Source organism: Kitasatospora sp. NPDC089509 (assembly GCF_044749365.1).
Lineage (GTDB): Bacteria > Actinomycetota > Actinomycetes > Streptomycetales > Streptomycetaceae > Kitasatospora.
On sequence record NZ_JBIVHS010000003.1, the window covers coordinates 196120 to 215716 of the forward strand.

Sequence of the window (19597 nt, forward strand, 5' to 3'; positions counted from 1 at the left end):
CGCACGGCCCTCCCGGCCAGGGCGGCGGCCGGACCAGCCGAGGGAAGGAACGCCCGGCCGGTCCCCACCCCGACGAGAACCTCCGTCAACTACGGTGGGGACCGGCCTGACACGGCCGCCCACACCCGCGCTACGACGGGTGTTCAGGCGTGGAGAAGTGCCTGGCTCCGGTGTTCACGCGGGGAGATCCCGTACGCGGCCTTGAACGCGCGGCTGAACTCGGACGCCCGCGGTAGACCGCAGGCGGCGGCGACGAGGTGGATCGCGACCCCGCGCAGCGCGGGGTCGGCGAGGTCCCGGTGGGCGCGTTGCAGGCGCTGTCGGCGGATCGAGGCGGCGAGGGTCTCACCGCCGCTGTGCCGGGTGAACAGGTGGTGGAGATGGCTGAGGGAGATGTGGTGGGCGGCGGCGATCGTGGCCGGGGTCAGGTCGGGGTCGTGGAGGTTGTGCCGGATGAACCCGCGGACGCTCTCCATCAGGGCCCGCCACTGGGTCTCCTGCGGCAGGGCGGGGAGGGCGTCGAGTTCCCGGGCGGCCCAGGCCGCCACCAGGTCGATCACGACCGTGCCGAGCCGGGCCGCCTCCGCCGGCCCCAGTGTGTGGGCCTGACGGTCCAGCCCGAGCAGGAACTCCGCGAGCAGCGCGCCCGAGCCCTCGTTCGCGGGCAGCCTGCGGCCGAGCAGGTCACCCACCAGGCGGCCGGGGACCGGCAGCAGCGCCTGGGGGATGTCGATGGCCACCCCGGCGGCGCGGGCGTCCTCCGGTCCGGTGCCGAAGACCCGCACGTCGTACGGGGTCGTGTTGTCCATCAGCGACAGTTCCCCGGGCCCGGACTTGTCCCGCTGGTCCCTCCCTCGCGTCAGCGCCTGGCCACCGGAGGTCAGCAGGGTCAGGTGGTACAGCTCCTGGCGGTCCGAGCGCCGCACCAGCCGCTCGTTGCGCACGAAGCGCGCCGACCGGAACGACGTCCAGAACATCGCCACCGGCCCCAGCTCCGAGTACCGCAGCTCCGCCTCGAAACTGTCCGCGTGAGCGCTGGTCGCCTCGCACTCCCGGGTCCTGCCGAGCGTGTCCCGCCAGACCTCGAAACGGTCCTTCGCCGACAAACCCTCGTCCCACCGGGCCCCCGGGAAACCAGCCGCCATCTCAACCCCTCCGGAAAGCGCTCCCCCGCCGAGCCGGCAGGGCTCCCCCGCCGACATCATCGGCCACCCGCCATGCCCCCGCCAAGTCCGTACTCGAAGGAACCCACCCCGAACCCCTCACTCGGCACACACCGGTACAGGTAACTCCCCGGCCCGGGAACACGACGGCACGGCCCCGCCGCCCGTACGCGCCGTCACAGCACCGGCGAGCCCCTCCCCCCCCCGGGGGGGGACGGCGAAGGTCAGCAGCCGCAGCCGGCAGGACGGCGACGGCAACCACTCTCCTCCGACCCTGCGACGTCGTCCGGGCACGGCCCGAACCGCATCCGCGGAACACGGCGTCGAGACGAAGCGTCCCCGGCGACGCCCCCAGGCCATGGCGGGGGCGACGGCCTCCAGGACCGACCGACGGGACGCACCGCGCCAACCGCAGCGGCACCGTGCGACGGAGGTCGCCACCGACACAGCTCGGCGAAGCGGACAGCCCAAGCACAACCGGCCGCCCGCCAGCCGCCGCCGGCGCGCCGCGCCCCGGACAGCGGGCCCCGTCGACGGCCACGCGACCAACCGCCCGAACTCCGGGGCCAGCATCGACCAGGTCCTCCGCCATCACACCGCCCGAATGCGGCATCAACCGTCTGCGGACCACCGGGCCCCGCTCAGCGGCCTGCGGCTCTCCGGCCTCCGGAGCCCAGGACGCTGGCGTGGGAGGCCAGGAAGTCGCGCACGCACCGGGTGCCGGCGCCCGCCCTTCGGCGGTGCGCATCGCACATGGCCCCAGCGTGCCTTCTCTTCTCGTGTGCCGTTCAGAGCCGTGGGAAGTGATCTCCAAGGCGGTGGGAACGATCACCGTGACGGCTCGGCGTTACCGCAGGTCAACGGATTGTGTCGGTTCGCCTTCCCCGGCGGATCCCCTGGCGGTGGATCCGCCGACCGGAGACCTCGCGGCGACAGTTCGCACGGAGGTCGCGGCCACGCCGCCCGGACTCTCGCGGCCCGGCGCCTGGAGGGCCGCCGCCAGCCGTCTGCTGACCCGGGACCCCCTCGGTCGCGTCAAGCGGCTGGGCGCATTGGCCGCCGCGTGCCTGTTGACGGCGGTCAGCGGCGACACCGGTCCGGGCGCCGGCCCGCGTCCGGCGTCCCCGTCGGAGCCCGTCTCCTACGTCGCCCGGGTCGGCAGCGACTCGTTCCCCGCCGATCCCCTGATCGGCAGCACCGGTACGGACCTGGCGGTCGAACGGCCCGTCGCCGCGGGCGACTCGCTCCTCGTCACGGTCCGGCTGATCAATGCGCAGCCCGGGCCGATCACCGTGACCGACACCGCCGGCAACACCTACACGGCGGCGGGCGGGACGACCGACCCGGACGGCAACCGCCTGGTGATCCTGGCGGCGGTCCGTGCCAAGGGCCTGCGGCCGGGCACGGACCGGTTCATCGTCACCTGGCCCGCCTCCGAGGGGGATCAGGTGACGGTCGACGAGTTCCACGGCATCACGGCCATCGGCTCGTCCGCCGGCACGGACTCGGGCCACAGCAGCACGGCCTCGTTCATCGGTCTGCGGTGGCTCTGCTCCGACGCCGCCGACGGGCTCCTGCTCGTCGCGCTCGGGAGCTACGCCCACCGCGCCGGTTTCAGCGGTACCTGGCAGAGCCTTCCCGAACTGACCCTGGACCAGTACCGGTTGGCCGTCGACTACCGCCTCCACGGGTCGAAGTACTTCTGCCCGACGATCGAGAACCCCGTGGGCCCGGCGACCCGGTGGCAGGCGCTCGTGGTGGCGGCGCGCTGACGCCGGCCGACACCGCCGCTGCGCACCGGCTACCCGACGGGGCCGAGCTCGCCCTCGATGACGGTCTGCTCGATCCGCGGCCGGTCCCAGAGGGCCAGCAGCTCGTTGGCGACGGCCACGACGAACAGGGGGTCCTCGGGGCCCCTCACCTCGATGGCGGCGGCGGACAGGCTGCGCGGGACGGCTCCGGCGTCGAGGAGGGCGCGCCAGTCCTGCGGCCCGAGTGCCAGGTACTCCAGGCCGGTCAGCTGCACGATCTCCAGCGGATCGGCGAGCGTACCGGGGTAGGCGCTGAGGGTCCGCAGGCGGGGCAGCCCGGCGACGGGGGCGAGGCTGAGCGGTTCGTCGTCCCACACTCCTATGGACAGGACCTCCAGGCCCGGGTGGGCGGCGGCCTCGATGCTGGTCAGGCTCCTGATGTTGACGTGGGCCACGGGTGACGGAGTGCCGTCGTGCGGGCCGTCGCCCTCGGCGCCGGACCGGTCCAGCACCAGGTCGGTGAGGGAGTCGGCGAGGAGTGCGGCGCCGATGTTGTCCTCGTGGTTGAGGATGATGATCTGCCCGACGTGGCCGCCGGGGCCCGGGGTCAGGTCGATCGCGAGCCGGTCCCCGCCACCGTTGTCCCCGAAGGCGATCCAGCCGGGTGAGCCGACCAGGCCCTGCACCGCGGCGCCGGGCCGCGCGCCGACCGCCGCCTCCATCGCCGCGAACTCCCAACGGCAGTACCGGGATTGCGCGTCGGCGAGGTACAGCTCGTCCAGCGGGAGGAGCTCGCAGCCGACCGCTGCGAAGACGCGGTTCGCCTTCTCATGGTCGTCCCCCCAGTCCGCCCAGCGCGCCCGGGTCACCCGGTAGAGCGCCGTGAGCTCGGCGGGCAGCGTGACGCCGAGGCGCGCTTCCGCGGCGGCGATCTCCGCCTCCGTCGCGCCGATGGCGTCCGGCAACCGCTCGCGGAGCGTCCGCTCCAGCAGCAGCGGATCCGCCGAGGCCGCCGGCACCACCCCGGGCACCGGCTCGGGGAGGCGGCGCCAGGGCTCGGGCAGGGCGCCCTCGACCAGGATGAGCGCCCCCGGGTGCGGGTTGCCGATGCCGGGCTCCACGGCGGGGCTGGGCCCGAGCAGGTGGAGCGCGGTCCTGCCGGTCGGGGAGATCTCCGCCGCGAAGGCGATGTCGTCGATGCCGGCCGCCGCGAGCGCGCCCTGCACCCGGCCCACCGCGTCGAACTCCTCCCGCATGTCCTCGATCTGGGACGCCCGACCGGGCGGCGGCGACGGTCGGCGCAGGGCCAGGCTCCAGCTCTGCAGGCCGATGCGTCCGGCCACCCGGGTGGACCGGTCGGGCCGCCTGTCCGTGCTGCTGGCCAGCAGGAGCCGCAGGATGGGCTCCCACAAGGTGAAGTCGTGCAGCGTCACGCGGTGAGGCGAGGGTGAGAAGGGCTTCTGACGGTCCATGCCCGGACCGTATCCGGTGACACTGACACCGCTCGCCGCCCGGGGACGCCGCCTGCCGGTCGGAGCGGCGAGACCCCTTGTTAGCCATTTAGCCAAGATGCTAAACAGATGGCATGACACAAGCGCAGGACGAGACGGGCGTCTTCCGCGCCCTCGCCGATCCGACGAGGCGCCAGATCCTGGAGGACCTCCGGGGCGGAGAGCTCGCGGCCGGCGAGATCGCGGCCAGGTTCCCGATCAGCGCGCCCTCCGTCTCACGGCACCTCGGGGTACTCAAGGGCGCCGGGCTGGTCACCGAACGACGGGACGGCAACCGGATCCACTACGCGCTGGCCGAGGACCGCCTGGCCACCTGCGTCGGCCGGTTCCTCAGCGCCGTCTGCCCCGAGCAGATCGTGCTGCGCCACACCAGACCGCGCGCGGACGCGCAGGGCGAGGGGGCGTCATGAGGCAGCCGCGACTGGCCAGCGTCGTCGAACGACGGCTGCTGGTGAACTACCGGGTCGCCCCGGAGGCCGCCGCCCGCCTGCTCCCCGGGCCGCTGCGCCCCCAGCTGGTGCACGGGTACGCGGTCGCGGGCATCTGCCTGCTGCGCCTGGGACGGGTCCGGCCCGCCCGGGTGCCCGAGGCCTTCGGTGCGCTCGGGCTGCGGAGCGAGAACATGGCGCACCGGATCGCCGTCGAATGGGACGGCCCGGTCGGCGTCGAGACCGGCGTCTACATCCCGCGGCGCGCCACCGCCTCACGGCTCAACGCCTGGGCCGGAGGCCGCCTCTTCCCCGGCGCACACGACCGCGCCGACTTCGCCGTGCACGAGACGCCCGACCTGCTGCGCGTCGCGGTGTCACCCCGGGACGGCGGCACCCGCGTGGACGTCACCGTCGAGCTCTCCGACGAGCTGCGCGGCAGCGAACTCTTCGCCGATCTCGCCGAGGCCTCCGCCTTCTTCCGGGGCGGGGCCAAGGGCTTCTCGCCCACCCGCTCCGGCCGTCACCTGGACGGCATGGAGCTCGGCACCGACGCCTGGCGGGTGGAGGCCGGCCGCATCCGCTCAGCCGCGTCCTCCTTCTTCGAGGACCCGGACCGCTTCCCGCCGGGCAGCGCGGCCCTGGACTGCGCCCTGGTCATGCGCGACGTCCCGGCCGGTTGGCGCCCGCTCCCGGCCATGGCCACCGGGCGCGGCGCCGAAGCCGTACCAGCCGTTCGAGCGGCCGTCACCCCTTCCGACACCGTCACGGCGTAGCCCCGCGCGCCGTCCGCCGCCGTCACCGGCATCGTGGAACCGCGGCCCCGACCCGAACCCCCGAGCGGGCCCGGGCGCCGCACCAACGGCCGTGGTCCCCGATGAGCATGCCGCTCGTCGGGGACCACGGCCGGGCGCCGGCGACTCGCTGCAGCTCCGCACCGGCGCGCGGGAGGTGGCCCTCCCCGGCGTGGTTCGGCGCGGAAGCACGGACTAGCATCCCGCCATGCCATCAGTGACCTACCCGATACCGTCCCGTCAGCGAAGATCGTTCCTCCTGTGGATCATCGGCCTGTCGGTGCTGCCCGCCGCGTTCATCGTCGCCAACTGGCAGCGGGACGGGTGGTGGGGCGCCGGGATGCTCGGGCCCTGCATCCTCGTGGTCGATCTGATCTACCTCAACCTGGCCTCGGGCCGGACCGTCGTCGACGCCCACGGCATCCGGACGGCCCGTCTGCTGGGACGCCGGTCGTGGTCCTGGAGTGAGATCGGGTCCATCGTCGTCGAGGTCGAGGAGTCCCGCAGGAACGGGGACGTCACGCACCTGACCGTCCATCCGGTCGAGGGCCGCCCGCGCCGCCTGTACGCGCCCTGGGCGCATGACGCGATCCCCGGCTCCGACTTCGACCGGGCGGCGCGCGAGATCACCGAGGCCCTGGCCGCCCACCGACCGGGCGCCACGGCCACCGATACGCCCGGGTAGGAGGAGCGCCTGCTCCCGGTCGTGCCCGCCGGGGGCGTCACGCCGACGGGCCGTCAGTGGCAGACGCAGCAGCTCCGGGCCCGCCGGTCCGGGCCCACCGGTTCCGGCAGCGGGCGGCCGAGGTCGAGCAGGCCCCAGACGGGGATGCCGTCCGTGAAGACCCGGGTGGCGTCCCGGACGGTCTGGACCTCGGCGTCCAGGACCCCGACGAACGCGGTCTTGGTGGTGGTGCGTTGCTGGAAGGCCCGCACGAACTCGGTGGTCATCGGGATGCCGAGGTAGGCGGTGGCGGCTCCGCCGGGCCAGGTCGGGTCGAGGACGGTGCCGCCCGGGCCTGCACACCAGGCGTGCGGCCAGGCCGTGCCGTCGGCGTAGGCGTAGCCCTCCACGTAGGCGGTGCCCGTCAGGTGGGCGACCCGCAGCGCGTTGGGGTGGCAGCGTTCCCGGGTACCGCGGCGGGGTGCGCCCCGGGGCCAGGGGGCGGGGGTGAACAGGCGGCCCTGGTCGAGGACGGCGTCCGGGGCCGACGGGGTGCCGGGGGTGGTTCGGGCCTCGATCGCGGACAGGAGGTCGCGTTCGGCGCGGGTCGGCTGGTCGGCGGGCACGAGTCCCAGTGTGCGGTGGGAGTACGCGCGCGGCGAGCGGGCGCCCGCCGGACGGGGCGTGGCGTGGCGGGGCGTGGCGGGCGGGGCACGACTGTCTCCGCGGATCAGGCCGCCGGCCCGGCCCGGCTCTGCCCGGCCCGGGAGGATGGCGATATGACGATCACACCTCGACTGGTGGCCAGGTACCCGATCCCGGACCGGGCCGACGCCCGGCGCGTCCTCGACGCCGACGGTCCCGTCCCCCGCCTCCAGGTCCGCAGCGCCGCGTCACTGCACATCCACGAGCTGGGCGAACAGGCCGAGCTGGTGGCCGAGTTCCCGGCGCCGCCGGCCACCACCCCGTGGTCACCGGTGTGGGTCGCCCCCGACCTGTCGTTCGCCGTCTTCGGCACCGGGACGGCGTACGTCGCGGTCGCCCGGGACGGCGGCCGGATGCTGTGGCAACAACCCTACGGGGCATGGGAGGTGGGCCGCTGGGGCTACCTCGCGTTCTCCCCGGCCGGTGCCGCCGGCGAGCCCCGGATCTGGTTGCGCCTCCCCTCCGGGCTGCCCGACCGCACCCTGGTCCTCACCCTGGACGCGGCGGGGACGGTCCTGGCCCGGAGCGTGCTCCCGTGCGGCGGCTACGAGCGGTTCGTCAGCCTGTGGTGGGACGGGCACGGCGAGGTCGCCGGCGTGACCGTGACCGACCCCACCGCCGGAGGACGGACGGCGCACACCAGTTACCGGGCGGCGTGTCGGGAGTCCGAGTCCGGTGCCATCGTCCTGGGCGACCGGCTGCCGCCGGACCGGGACCCCTTGCGCCCGGGCGAGCGCGCGTACCTGGACACCGACTCCCGCGCCGCCCGCTGCATGACCCTCGACCGGAGGGGACGGGACGTCAGCTGGCACAGCCTGCCCACCCACCGGGTCACCGCCACGCTCGGCCTGGACGACTTCCCGGCCCCCGGCACCGGCGACTGCTCGGTGCACAACGCCCCGTACCTCTCCTACCCGAGCGGGTTCGTGGACGACGACACCGCGTTGGTGACGCTCCACAACCCGTACGACGAGGCCGCGGTGTACCTGTTCGGCGAGGACGCCTGGCGGGAGTACAGCCACTGGCTCGCCGACCCCGCCACCGGCGCCCTGCACGGCCGCGTCGAGTACCCGATGCCCGAGGTCGACAACGTGCTGCCGCTCGGTGACGGCACCTGGATCACCGGGGAGTGGGACGCCTGCTACCGCTGGCAGCGCTGAGGAAGCCGGGTGCCGGGCGCCGGGCGCGCCCGCGACGGCGGACGTCCGGGCCCTGGGCATCCGCCGGTCCCGGGGCCGCAGTAGGTTGTCGTGATGACCGCAACCCTGCCGCCCGGCGGCATCGAGCTCGGCGCCGACGAACTGGCCGCCCGGTGGGCCGACGCCTGGCGGCCGGAGCAGGTCGCCCAGCGGCTGGAGGGGGTCGGCACGACCTGGTGCGTGGCGGCCGGCTGGGCACTGGACCTCTTCCTCGGGCGGCAGTCCCGGCCGCACGGCGACCTGGAGATCGCGGTGCCCGCGGCGGGGTTCCCGGAGGTCCGGAAACGCTTCCCGGAGTACGTGTTCGACGCGGTGGGTTCGGGGCGCGTCTGGCCCGGGGCGGGTGCGGAGGCGCTGGCGGCCACGCACCAGACCTGGCTGCGGGATCCGTCGAGCGGCCGGTTCCTGTTCGACGTCTTCCGCGAACCGCACGCGGGCGGGACGTGGATCTGCCGCCGGGACGAGACCCTGCGGTTGCCGTACGAGGCGGTCATCGAGCGGACGGCCGACGGAATCCCCTACCTGGCACCGGAGTTGGTGCTGCTGTTCAAGGCGAAGGCGACCCGGCCCAAGGACCGGGCCGACTTCGACGCCGTCCTACCACTGCTGGACCGGACCCGGCGCGGCACGCTCGGCGGGTGGCTGGCCCGGGTACACCCCGGCCACCCCTGGCTGGCGGCCCTGGCGGGGTAGCCGCCGGACGGCGACCGGCCTCGGAGAGCGTTCACGACAGTGGAGGGGACGTTGACGGCGCGCGACAGGTTCAGGATGGCCGTACGGCAGGTCGGCCGCGGTGGCCGGGCGGATCACGCCGCCCGGCCGTGCGGTGTCGTTCGGCACATCGCCTCTCAGCATGCGCAGGAGATGCCCGAGCGCGGGGCGGTCAGGTCGTCGACGGGCCGCTGCTCGGTGCCGGTGGCGGTGTCGTAGGCGAAGCCCTCGCGCACCCAGTACTCGAAGCCGCCGAGCATCTCCTTGACCTGGTAGCCGAGTCGGGCGAAGGCCAGCGCGGAACGGGTCGCGCCGTTGCAGCCGGGGCCCCAGCAGTAGGTGACCACGGTCTGCGCCGGGTCGATCAGCCGCGGCGCCAGGTCGGCGATCCGCCCAGTGAGGATGTGCAGGGCGCCGGGGATGCGGCCCTGGCCCCAGGCGACGTCGCTGCGGGTGTCGACGACCACGACGCCGGGCACGCCGGCCGCCAGGTCGGCATGGACGTCGGAGACGTCCGCCTCGAAGGCGAGCCGGGCCGCGTAGTGGGCGGCGGCCACGGCCGGGGCGGCGGCGGGCACGCTCAGGACGGCGCTGTCGACCCGGCTCCCGGCCCGGCTCTCGCTCCGGGCGGGGGCGGCGGCGGTGGCGGTGGCGGCGGCGTTGACGGGCATGGCGGTACCTCATGTTCGCGCTGGTGGGGAAGGGTTCCGTTGGGCCGCCCTGGGTTCCCCCGGTCGGCGACGGCTCCATCCTGCAGTCCCGCCACCCCGCCCCACGAGTGGCGCGAACGCCTGAGACCGCCAAGATCCCGCCAGGCCTGCGCGGCGTCCAACGCCACCCGGCCCGCCCGGTCAGTGCACGAGGTACCAGGCGGGTACCACGAGGGCGACGAACCCCGTCAGCACCATCAGACAGCTCGACGAGCAGCATCCGCCACTCTCCCGGTACTCCTGCATACCCCGGGGGACGATCCCCGGATGCCGGTCCCCGTAGTGGTCGAGCATCCTCTCGTCGGCCACGGACTGCGGGAGCCAGGCCGTGTGCCAGCCGCACTCTCCGCATTCGTTCCGGTAGTGGCTTGCCATACCCGACCTCCAAGCATCCGTGGATCTCGCTCTTCGGTACGTACGTCGACGTCAGTCGGCATTTCCACTGTCGCCGGAACTATCCCAGCGGACAAGGGAGTTGGCGAAGGAATCCCGGGTATCCGGCGGCCGGGGTTCCCCATCCCGACGCCGTCCCGGCTATCGTGTCCGGCATGACGTACCGCGTGCAGTACACCGTCGAGGCGAAGGCGACGATCGACACCCTGCCCGCCGAGCGTCGCGACCTCCTGGAGCGGGCGCTGGGCGTCCTCGCGCGCGACCCGTACCACAAGACGGCGACGGCGCCGATCGGCCCCGACGAGCACCTGCGGAAGGCCTACGCGGCGCCCGGCGTGGTGGTGGAGTTCATGGTCGCCGACCACGTGCTGGTCGTCGTCGTGCTCCAGGTCTTCGACGAGCTCCAGTACCTGATCGACGAGGCCGACGCCCGCTGAGGCCCCCGGGTCGGGTCAGCCCGGCAACCCGATCAGCGCGATGCCCTCGTCCTGGGCGACGGCGAGGCGGCGGCCGTCCGGGCTGAGCGCCGCGACCGGGGTCGGGATGTGCCGGACGCCGTAGCAGCCGGTCCTCCGCGCGACCGGCACCTCGGGCCACTGCGCGACCACGGCACCGGTCGCGACGTCGACCAGGCGCGGGTGCCCGTGGAGCGAGACCACCTGCGAACCGCGGCCGAGCAGCACGCCGCCCGTATGGTCCAGCGCGCTGCGGTGGAGCCATCGCCGCGCCGAGATCGACCAGGCCCCGAGCCGGTCCACCTCGGTGCCCAGGTCCTGGTCGTCATCCGTTGTCGCGATCGCCAGCCGGTCCGCGTCCAGCCAGCAGGCGGACGTGACCTCGGCGTCGATCCCGTCGGAGACCGACGAGACCGGCAGCACACCGTCCCGGTCCAGCACCGCCGGATCGGTGAGCGCGGCCGCGAGGTCGTACACCTCCGCGATGCCGTACGGGTGCCACACCCAGCCCGCCACCAGCAGGTGACGGCCGTCCGGGCTCACCGCGGGCCGCGAGTGGAAGACGTCCACGTCCTCCCGGGCCCCCTCGGTGAGGCGGCGTCCCGACGCCAACTCCTCGATCTGGAGCACGTTGTACTCCTCGGGGCAGTGGACCAGCACCTCGCGCCCGTCCGGCAGTCTGCCGAGCGCGACCGGGTAGTCGTAGTCGTCGGCCCTGTACCCGGCACGGACGAGTTCGCGCACCACCCGCCGGCCCGCGAGGTCGACGACCAGCCCCCTGGTGCCGCGCTCCTCGTGGACGACGGCGTGCCGCCCCGACGGTGAGAGCACGGCCCGGTCGAAGGCCGGACCGAAGTCGTCGAAGGCCGGCTCCGCCGTCCCGGCCTCCGGCCGCCAGCGCCGCCCGCCCCCGGCCGGATCGACCAGGTCCGCCCCGTCCCACGCCAGCGAGCGCACCCCGCCCTCGACCGGCAGCACCGTCACCGCAGCCATCGCCCTCTCCCCACTCCCCCGCCACCTCCAGGCGGCCGCGGCCACACCGCGGCCACTCCGAGGCCGCAAACTAACAGCCCTCCCCCGCCCGCCGCACCAGGTTTCCCGCCGATGTCAGTAGCCGCGTCGGCGTAGCGCGGCGAGTGCGCGCCCGGCGATCTCCTCGTGGGTGCCCGCAGCGTCGATCGTGGTGAGGAGGTCCTGGTCGGCGTAGTACCGGATGACCGGTTCGATCATCGCCCGGTAGGTGCTGATCCGGCCCCGGACGCGTTCCTCCCGGTCGTCCTCGCGCTGGTACAGCTCACCTCCGCAGACCTCGCAGGGGCCGTCGCCGAACACTTCGCCCGGCTGGTACGCGTCCCCGTATCCGTGTCCGGGTCCGAGGCCGTGCGTCGAATCCTCGCGACAGAGGCGGCGGGCCGCCCAACGGAGGATGCGACGCTCCGTCTCGTGCTCGGAGAGGTGCAGGTGCAGCACTCCGCCGAGCGGGATGCCGAGCTCGCGGAGCATTTCGTCCAGTGCGCGTGCCCGGGTGGTGTTGTGCGGGTGCCCGTCGAGGAGGAAGGCGGCGGGGACCGTCCGCCGCAGGCGTTCGTGCACGACCGCCATGATGATCTCGTCCGTCACCGGCCCGTCGGACCGGATGACCTCCCTGCACCGGTTCCCCAGCTCGGTGCCCTGGGAGAGGTGAGCACGGAAGAGGTCTCCGAGCCCGATGCGTGGCGTGGCCAGGGTCTCGGCGAGCACGTCGGCCGGGGACCCCAACCGCCATGCCGGTGGCTGCAGGAGAACGACTCGCACGGCACATCACTCCTTGGATTCATACGGTTTCGGCTCTCAGCCCGCCGCGGAGCCGTCGACGCCCAAGTCGACGCGCATGACACCGCGCATCTCCTCCCAGCGTTCCCAGAGCCACTTCAGGTGGTCCCGGATCTCGTCGAAGGACCCGCCCGGTTCCGGATTGCCCTCGTGCAGGCACATCGTCCTGCGGTACGCCTCGGACAACATCTGCGTGACCTCGTCCAGTTGCTCCAGCACCGCCGACGAGGCGACCATCTGCGCCTCCGCGAAGGCCGCGTGGTGCGCCTGACGGGCCTGCTCCAGCGCGTCCCTCTCCCGCTCGGTCACAAGGCCCTGGTGGGAGAACCAGAGGAAGTTCAGGATCTCGACGCGGTACCGGCGGTAGGCCGCGTTCGTGGCCACGTAACACCCCCGACGCAGCGCCAGGTCCGCCCGCTCACGCTCACGCTCCCACTGCGTCCGAGCGGCCGCCTGCTGACGCTCGAAGTCGTCCCTCGCCGCCCGGGCCTGAACCCGCTGCGAGAGCCACGGCGCCAACAACGTCCCCAGCACACCGAAGACGGCCACCACCAACGTGACCACCGCACCGGACATCCCGCCCCCACCCCCGCGGTCCAAGGAACCAGCACACCCCCGACACCGTCAAGAACGACACCGGCCCGGCGGCCGGCACCTACTGCTTCGGGGCTCCCCACCAGGTGCCGTCCTGGTAGTAGACGCTGTTCCAGTCCTCATCAGAGGCACCGGCGGGGACCGGTACGAGCATCGCGTGCGTCGCCGCGTGCACCTGCTCGACCTGAGCCGAGGTCAGCAGGCGGCAGTTCCACAGCAGCCCTGCCATCTCGGCGGCCAACGGATCATCGGGCCAGCGTGGTTCGGGGAGTTCGACTCCCACGACGGCAGCCAGGTCGCCCTCGGGGATGCCGAGGGTGCGCGCGAAGCCGGCGACCATATCCGGAGTCAGGGGAGCGTCACCGCGGGCCAGGGAGGCGATCGTGGTCTCGGCCAGGCACAGGTGGCCGTTGGTGAGCATGAACAGGAGCTTGGCCGCAGCACTCAGGGACCTCAGGTTCCGGTTGCCGAACAGCAGGTTGAAGAGTGCGGCTCCGAAGCCCGCCCCCTGCTGGTCCGCCGTCCGTGGTGGCTGGAGCGGACCTTCGTGGGGCTCCCGGCGCAGTTGGTCGACCAGGCGATGCACGCGGTCCCGCTGGTCCGGCGCCAGTGCGAGCGCGTACTGGACGAGGTCCGCGAGCCGACGCCCAGGAGCCGGCTCCCGAGGCGTCAGGGCCTGCGGCACCGGGAGGGCCGCGATCACATAGAGGTCGGCCGTGTGGAACCCGAGCGCGGGCGCCAGCGCCTCCACCTGCACGGGTAGCGGTGCCGTACCCGCGAGCAGCCCACGAAGTTCGGGCGCCGGAACGCCGGACTCCGCGGACAGCCATCCGACGTCCACCCCACGGTGGCTCAGCAACCGGGCCAGTATCGTGCCGAAATCCGGATAACCCATCATGAACCGCCCCTCGCCCATCTCCCACCCAGGAACTACTCGACCCGACGGCTGCACGGCCCCTGCCGATGTCACCCCAGTCACGCACACTCCAGGCGCCCGTCCCACGGCGCGGCGGAGTGCAGCCCCGGGCCGATGTCCTGTCCCGGAACCGAGTCCATGCCAACAGGGACCAAGAGCCGCACGGTTGAGGGGAATCCCCTATCGACCACCCTCGCAGAGGACACTTCCTGGGAGTCTCGAAAAAGCCAGGATTGCCTCGTTCAGCTCAACCGCGAGAAGCCCCCGGTTCTCCTGCAGAAGTCGGCGAACTTCATTCGCGGGCCGCTCCTGCTCCGCGCTCAGCCTGAACCTCTCCCACGCTTCGAACGTACGACGCGTATGCCTGGTCAAGACATCGGAGACCAAGGACTGCTCACGAAACGTCAAGCCCCTTACCGGCGGGCGGAGATAGAGTTGCGCATTCTCGGCAATGAATCTCCCCACCAGCACACAGAGCTCATGCCCAAGGAATTCGCAGGACAGCATGGCAATAGCCAGATTCAATGGGGTCGAGGCTGCCGACCCTCGCAGGGAATCCGGAACCTCCCACCTCTCCCTCGGCTCGTCCAGCCACTCCCACCCCTCAAGCCGATCCATCTTCCATCCTTCTCACTACGACCTGGCCGCCCTGGTCGGTGGCGGTCTCCTGGTCGCTGGGGGCCGTCCTGGGGTTGTCGCCGAGCAGCTTGCCGATCTGGGACTCCGGTAGCTCCCCCGCACCCTTGGCCCGGGTTTCAGGAGTTTGACGCCGCCCACGACCCCTTTCAGCAGGCCCCAGCCGTCGACGACGACGGAGACGATGGTACCGGTTGCCCACCAACTGCCCTTGCGTCGGGGGGAGTTCTGGCCATGCGGAGGATGTCGGCGGGCAGCTGAGGTTCTTCATGCCGTCGCCCATGTCCTGAACGAAGGTGCCGGCGGCCTCCCGGATCGGGCCGATGAACGCGTCGGTGAACCCGCCGACGGCGGTTCCAAGGTTGGCGACCGCGTCGCCGAACCAGTTGAGACCCGTCGGGTCGCTACCACTGGTCGTGGTGTCGGCGGCGTAGGTGTAGCCGCCCGCCAGGCAAAGGCCGGAGGCCTTGTGGACGAGGGAGCCGTCGGTTCCGGTGTGCCATTGCTGGCTGCCGTCGTTCGGCTCACAGGCCCACAGTCCGATCTGGGTGCCGGAGATCGCACTTCCGCCGACTGGGCGGGCGCAGGCACCGAAGACCCGCAGGGTGCCGTCGGTGCCGATGGTTCAGTCCTGCGCGCCGGTGCGATGGCAGGTCCGAGAGGGGCAGCACCGGCAACGACTCCCCCACCAGCATCCGCGACTGCGTCGGCAGCCGCAACGAACTCTGAGCCCTTCTCCCCCAACACTTCCTGATCGATCATCGATAGAGCCGGGGTCCGCAGCGCACGTGCGCACTGCGGACCCCGGTGTCACACCGTGTCGCCGTCGGCGATCGCGCTCGGGTGTCCTCCGTCGGATGGGGAGCAATGCCGCGCTCCAGGAGCGGGCGCGGCCGAATCGGTCGTCGACGCCGAAAAGGTTTATTCGGTGTCTAGTGACGTTATTTATGTTCAAGACTCGAAGCGCGTCGCGGGCCCCGTGCCGAATCTGCGGTTTCTCAGGCGATCCGCCCCCGTCGGCAGCGAAATGGAATCCATTTTGGTGGAGTTCATGACAACTAGCCTCGACTCGGCTCCGTGGACGGTCGCGGGAAGCAAGCGAGTGAGCCGCTGCCGAACGTGCCCCGAGCCTCAGAATTTTCTGCGGAAAATCGATGGGTCTCACCCAACCCCGAGCACACCATGAGATCGGTGGATTGCTAGCGGCCGGACGCCTCGCCGCCGCCGTCTTCGCTGGGCCAGCGCCCGTCGATGAACAGCTGGATGAGCGCGGCGTGGGAGAGCGGGGTGGTGAGGTCGGTGACGTCCCCGTTGGTGGTGTAGTCGAGGAGTACGACGTCGGCCTTGTTCCTGAGTGACGCGACCAGGTCGGCGGCTCGGTGTTCGAGGATCCAGCGGTAGGCCGGCAGGTAGATCCGGCGCCGAGCCGCTTCGTAGGGCAGCAGCCGGTCTCCGGTGAGACCGGTTCGGTGGCCCTGGACGGGACCGTAGCGGCGGGCGGTCCGCTTCAGGCCCTTCATCGTGGTGACCGCCAGCTTCGCGGGGTCGACGTCGGAATCCCGGAAGACCTTGAGGGCTTGCCAGATCCCTTCCACGGACTGACCGGTCACCCCGTCCTCGCTGAAGGGGACCGGAATCCCACCGTGCGGATAGAACGGGCTCAGCCGGACCCACGGTTCCGATGCCTTGGAGGTCACGTCGATGATCTCGGCACCGGGGAAGGCAGCGGTCAGTGACGCCGGCTTGCGGCGACGGCTGGCGATATGGATCGGCATGTGAAGAGACCCCCTGGCGCGATGACAGCGACCATCAAGCATCCCTCGTATCACTGACATTCCCGGTCGAGAGGGCAAGGCGGATGGCCGCCGACGAACGAACCACCGGCGTACGAGGTGTCGAGTCGGCCCGGCATGTCAGCCCGGTCGGGCCTGCCACTCCCCCGGCCGGGAGCCGGCCTAAATCCCTGCTCTGGCAAGGAGGGCTTCCGCCTGCTCGTGGGTGAGCGTGGATGGGACGGGGTCTGGTGAGGGGCACCTGTGGTTGCGGTGCGACAGCAGGAAGGCCTCGGCCGGATCCTCCGTCGTCAGGGTGGCCGCGAGCCGCTCCCGCAGGTCCGGCGGAGTGTCCGCGCGGCACGCGATCTCGTTGCGGACGAGGACGTCCGGGTCCTCGGCCAGCATGTCGCGAAGGGCTGCCGGGAGGTCAGGATGTGCGGCAACGGCTCCGCGCACACGGGGATCTGGATCGCGGGCCAGTTCCGGAGTCGGCTGTGAGCGCCTGGCGGCGCCGACGCGGGTCGATGGATCGGCGAGGAGGGCAGGCAACAGATCGAGCGGAGGAGACCAGTGCGCGACCGCGGCCTGGCGGACACCTGGATCGGTGTCCGTGAACAGTGCCCGGCGCACGGCCTCCGGGGCGTTGCGACCGTGCCGGGGAAGCCAGGCCCGCACGGTGGAGTCCGGGTCCTCGGCGAGACGGGCCATGAGTTCGGTCGGCAGGTGCTCGTTCATCACCAGGAACGACCGCACCAGTGGATCCGGATCGTCGACCAGGCGGGCCAGTAGCCCTGATGGTTCGTCGGTGGCGTTGGCGGCGAGCGCGCACCTAACCTCCGGCTCCGGGTGCTCCGCCAGGCGGGACTTGATCGAGGCCGGCACCCAGCTGTTGGCGGCGAGCGATCGCGCGGAGCCGAGCGCGATGATCTCCTCCATCTGTTCTTCGGTCAGGTCCCGACGGAGCTGTGCCGCCCGGCGGCGAGCCACCGGATGCCGGAGAAGGCGCCCCAGCAGGGGAGCGGGGAGGCCTTCTTGGATTGCCAGCGCGCCGAGTTCGGAGTCCATGTCCATGGACCGCAGGGTAAGCCGATGCACCGTCTTGCCCACAAGGGGTGGCCGAGGTCCCGGTTCCCCGGGGCCCGCGTTCGGCCGTTGAGTTCCGCGTGGCGCACCCACGGGGGTAGCCGGCCAATTTTCTGCGGAAAATCCAGATCCCCCGATGGCTGCATGCAGGAGCCAAGGCTGGCCGACGGAAAAGCGGGTGCGGCCGGTCGCCGCGATGGTGTGGGATACGGGGGCATGACGATCGTGTTGAACGAGCCCGGCATCGCCGGGTTGGCCGGGGCCGGGGATGCGCTCCGCGCGTGGCAGGACGACCGGACGCCGCTGCAGCTCCACCCGGGGGACCTCGGTTGGGCCTGGGCCCGGGGCGCGGAGAGGCTGGCCGCGGCCGTCCGTACCTGGAGCGTCGATGGGCGGATCGTTGCCGTCGGATTTCTGGACGCCCCCGATCTGCTGCGCCTGACGACCGCTCCGGAGCTGCGACAGGACGAGGATCTGGCGCGCCGGCTGCGGGCGGATCTCGACGCCCCGGAGCGCGGGGTGCTGCCGCCAGGGAGGGTCGGCCTTGAGGTTCCCGACGGTGCCCTGCTCCGCGAGGTCCTCATGCTGGCGGGTTGGAACCTGGACGAGCCGTGGACCCCGCTGCGCCACGATCTCGCCGAACCGATGGAGGTCTCCGGCCTGCGGGTCGAGGTGGTCGGCCCGCAGACGGCGGCGGCGCGGACCGCGGTGCACCGCTCGGCGTTCGGCAGCCCGAGGTTCACCGAGGAGGGCTGGCACGTCCTCGCGGCCGGGCCGGTCTACGCCGACGCCCGCTGCCTGATCGGCTACGACGACCAGGACCGTGCGGTGGCCGCGGTGACGGTCTGGTCGGCCGGGCCCGGCAAGCCCGGCCTGCTGGAACCGATGGGCGTGCACGCCGACCATCGTGGCCGCGGCCATGGGACGACGATCAGCATCGCTGCTGCGGTGGCGCTGCGGGAGATGGGGGCATCAAGCGCGCTCGTCTGCACCCCGAGCTCGAACACCGCGGCCATCGCCACCTACCGCGCGGCCGGCTTCGAGCCGTCGCCCGAACGACTGGACCTCAGCCGCGCTGCCTGAACGGGGCGGGGGTCCTGGAGGGGGCTGTTGTCAGCCCCCTCCAGGACCGGAAATTTTCTGCGGAAAATCCGGACCCGCCGCCGTTCTCCGAACGAGGCGGGCTCGGTCTCAGGGCAACTGTCGTCGGAGGACTTCGAGCTCCTGGCGGGGGAAGTGCTCACCCCACTTGCCGCGGTAGGCGCTCTCTCCGTACCTGGCCGCGACCGAGTCGAAGCAGCGCACGACCGCGCGGACAACCGTGATCAGGGGCTGCTGGGACGACCAGATCTCGGTGCCCCTGTTGTCGTGCACGTCGCCCGGAAGTTCGAGGATACGGATCCAGATGTCGCTGCCTTCCCAGTAGAAGATCCACCGGGCGATCGTGGGCTCGGCATTGAACTGGGCGCGGGACTCCGTGGCGCCGCGGGCGAGCCGGGCCGTCGCGGTGAGAAGGTCCTCGGGCGCGGTGGTGATGTTGGACGCCGTGATCACCGTCTCGGCGTCACGATCGCTGACCGTGCAGTCGGCCCAGCCGTGGCCGCCCAGCTCCCAGGTCAGCTGAAGGTCAGCGGGCATCGGGCTGCCAGCGGAGGACGCGGCGTCGGGACTGTCGGGGTTCACCCGGTGAACAGTAGGTCGTCGACGCACTTGATGTCATGGCGATTCGTCGCTTGAGGGGCCCCAGCGGCCGTCGCTCCGCAGCCCCGCCCGGGGGTACGCGGTCGCTCCCCCCGGTCTGCGGCTCGGGTACTGGTCGGCTGTGGTGCCGGCTGACCCGGCCGAAATTTTCTGCAGAAAATCGCTCGGCCGACGCGACGGTCCATACCCTGCCGACTGCCGGCTTCAGCCGCCACTCCCCTCCCCCGGGGGACCGCTCAGTTGGCTGAGATGGTCCGTGCTGCTCAGCTCGCGACCACGCCTCGGCCACTGCCGCCGGACCGACGTGAGGCGTCCGGGGATCGATCAACAGACCTTGTGGATCCCGAGCATCACAGATCCGCAGGGAGTACTGATCCACCGCTCCACCGCTTCATGAGCGCGGGCACGCGTTCCGAATTTTCTGCAGAAAATTCGGAACGCGGAGAAGACCGCTGGACCATAGGGGAGCAGGTTGTTCAGCGGTGCCGGATGTCCGGCCCAACCTGGACATGTAGCCCTGCGCCCCGGAGGCCGACGCTGAAGACGACCCCGTGCTGACCGGGACGGCCACGGTCGCCCAGGGGCACGCACGCATC

Annotated in this window: 20 protein-coding genes; 8 read left to right on the forward strand and 12 right to left on the reverse strand. The window is 72.2% G+C overall.

What is annotated here, in order from left to right; translation table 11 throughout:
• Positions 1-143: 143 nt before the first annotated feature.
• Positions 144-1145: a helix-turn-helix domain-containing protein gene (locus ACIP4P_RS07170; RefSeq protein WP_400915605.1), complete on the reverse strand. Its 1002-nt coding sequence runs from the start codon at positions 1143-1145 to the stop codon at positions 144-146.
• A gap of 704 nt (positions 1146-1849) precedes the next feature.
• Between ACIP4P_RS07170 and ACIP4P_RS07175 the strand changes: the two genes are divergently transcribed.
• Positions 1850-2935: a hypothetical protein gene (locus ACIP4P_RS07175; RefSeq protein ID WP_400915606.1), complete on the forward strand. Its 1086-nt coding sequence runs from the start codon at positions 1850-1852 to the stop codon at positions 2933-2935.
• A gap of 29 nt (positions 2936-2964) precedes the next feature.
• Here the strand turns inward: ACIP4P_RS07175 and ACIP4P_RS07180 are convergent, their stop codons facing one another.
• Complete coding sequence (locus ACIP4P_RS07180; protein WP_400915608.1) at positions 2965-4386, reverse strand: SMI1/KNR4 family protein; 1422 nt, start codon at positions 4384-4386, stop codon at positions 2965-2967.
• Between the two features lie 113 nt (positions 4387-4499).
• Between ACIP4P_RS07180 and ACIP4P_RS07185 the strand changes: the two genes are divergently transcribed.
• From ACIP4P_RS07185 to ACIP4P_RS07195, 3 genes are all read left to right on the forward strand, one after another.
• Positions 4500-4835, forward strand: coding sequence for a metalloregulator ArsR/SmtB family transcription factor (locus ACIP4P_RS07185; protein ID WP_400915610.1), 336 nt, complete (start codon positions 4500-4502; stop codon positions 4833-4835).
• Positions 4832-5629 (forward strand): DUF2071 domain-containing protein, encoded by a 798-nt coding sequence (locus ACIP4P_RS07190; RefSeq protein ID WP_400915612.1) that lies wholly within the window; start codon positions 4832-4834, stop codon positions 5627-5629. Before ACIP4P_RS07185 ends, ACIP4P_RS07190 begins: the two co-directional genes overlap by 4 nt.
• A 226-nt stretch (positions 5630-5855) precedes the next feature.
• On the forward strand, positions 5856-6332 hold the full coding sequence (locus ACIP4P_RS07195; protein ID WP_400915613.1) for a hypothetical protein: 477 nt from the start codon (positions 5856-5858) through the stop codon (positions 6330-6332).
• A gap of 53 nt (positions 6333-6385) precedes the next feature.
• Here ACIP4P_RS07195 and ACIP4P_RS07200 read toward each other — a convergent pair whose 3' ends face one another.
• Entirely contained in the window at positions 6386-6937 is a 552-nt protein-coding gene (locus tag ACIP4P_RS07200) for a hypothetical protein (protein ID WP_350512439.1), read from the reverse strand.
• 153 nt (positions 6938-7090) lie between these two features.
• On the opposite strand from ACIP4P_RS07200, the gene ACIP4P_RS07205 reads away from it, so the two are divergent.
• Entirely contained in the window at positions 7091-8176 is a 1086-nt protein-coding gene (locus ACIP4P_RS07205) for a hypothetical protein (protein WP_400915616.1), read from the forward strand.
• 93 nt (positions 8177-8269) lie between these two features.
• Positions 8270-8908, forward strand: coding sequence for a nucleotidyltransferase domain-containing protein (locus tag ACIP4P_RS07210; RefSeq protein ID WP_400915618.1), 639 nt, complete (start codon positions 8270-8272; stop codon positions 8906-8908).
• Positions 8909-9063: 155 nt separating this feature from the next.
• Here ACIP4P_RS07210 and ACIP4P_RS07215 read toward each other — a convergent pair whose 3' ends face one another.
• A complete protein-coding gene (locus ACIP4P_RS07215) occupies positions 9064-9597 on the reverse strand; it encodes a rhodanese-like domain-containing protein (protein WP_400915620.1) in 534 nt (177 codons plus the stop codon).
• A gap of 587 nt (positions 9598-10184) precedes the next feature.
• Between ACIP4P_RS07215 and ACIP4P_RS07220 the strand changes: the two genes are divergently transcribed.
• On the forward strand, positions 10185-10466 hold the full coding sequence (locus ACIP4P_RS07220) for a hypothetical protein (RefSeq protein WP_350512434.1): 282 nt from the start codon (positions 10185-10187) through the stop codon (positions 10464-10466).
• A gap of 15 nt (positions 10467-10481) precedes the next feature.
• Here ACIP4P_RS07220 and ACIP4P_RS07225 read toward each other — a convergent pair whose 3' ends face one another.
• From ACIP4P_RS07225 to ACIP4P_RS07255, 7 genes are all read right to left on the reverse strand, one after another.
• Positions 10482-11477, reverse strand: coding sequence for a hypothetical protein (locus ACIP4P_RS07225; protein ID WP_400915622.1), 996 nt, complete (start codon positions 11475-11477; stop codon positions 10482-10484).
• A 114-nt stretch (positions 11478-11591) separates the two neighbouring features.
• A complete protein-coding gene (locus ACIP4P_RS07230) occupies positions 11592-12278 on the reverse strand; it encodes an adenylate kinase family protein (RefSeq protein ID WP_400915624.1) in 687 nt (228 codons plus the stop codon).
• Positions 12279-12314: 36 nt separating this feature from the next.
• Positions 12315-12872: a hypothetical protein gene (locus tag ACIP4P_RS07235; RefSeq protein ID WP_400915627.1), complete on the reverse strand. Its 558-nt coding sequence runs from the start codon at positions 12870-12872 to the stop codon at positions 12315-12317.
• Positions 12873-12951: 79 nt separating this feature from the next.
• Complete coding sequence (locus ACIP4P_RS07240; RefSeq protein ID WP_400915629.1) at positions 12952-13749, reverse strand: hypothetical protein; 798 nt, start codon at positions 13747-13749, stop codon at positions 12952-12954.
• A 661-nt stretch (positions 13750-14410) separates the two neighbouring features.
• Positions 14411-15064, reverse strand: a complete 654-nt coding sequence (locus ACIP4P_RS07245; protein WP_400916396.1) for a ricin-type beta-trefoil lectin domain protein — start codon at positions 15062-15064, stop codon at positions 14411-14413.
• A gap of 577 nt (positions 15065-15641) precedes the next feature.
• Positions 15642-16259: a DUF6939 family protein gene (locus ACIP4P_RS07250; protein WP_400915631.1), complete on the reverse strand. Its 618-nt coding sequence runs from the start codon at positions 16257-16259 to the stop codon at positions 15642-15644.
• A 138-nt stretch (positions 16260-16397) separates the two neighbouring features.
• The gene (locus tag ACIP4P_RS07255) at positions 16398-17288 is read right to left on the reverse strand and encodes a hypothetical protein (RefSeq protein WP_400915633.1); all 891 of its coding nucleotides are present in this window, start codon (positions 17286-17288) and stop codon (positions 16398-16400) included.
• Positions 17289-17516: 228 nt separating this feature from the next.
• On the opposite strand from ACIP4P_RS07255, the gene ACIP4P_RS07260 reads away from it, so the two are divergent.
• Positions 17517-18383: a GNAT family N-acetyltransferase gene (locus ACIP4P_RS07260; RefSeq protein ID WP_400915635.1), complete on the forward strand. Its 867-nt coding sequence runs from the start codon at positions 17517-17519 to the stop codon at positions 18381-18383.
• 108 nt (positions 18384-18491) lie between these two features.
• Here ACIP4P_RS07260 and ACIP4P_RS07265 read toward each other — a convergent pair whose 3' ends face one another.
• Complete coding sequence (locus ACIP4P_RS07265; protein ID WP_400915637.1) at positions 18492-18938, reverse strand: hypothetical protein; 447 nt, start codon at positions 18936-18938, stop codon at positions 18492-18494.
• Positions 18939-19597: the final 659 nt, after the last annotated feature.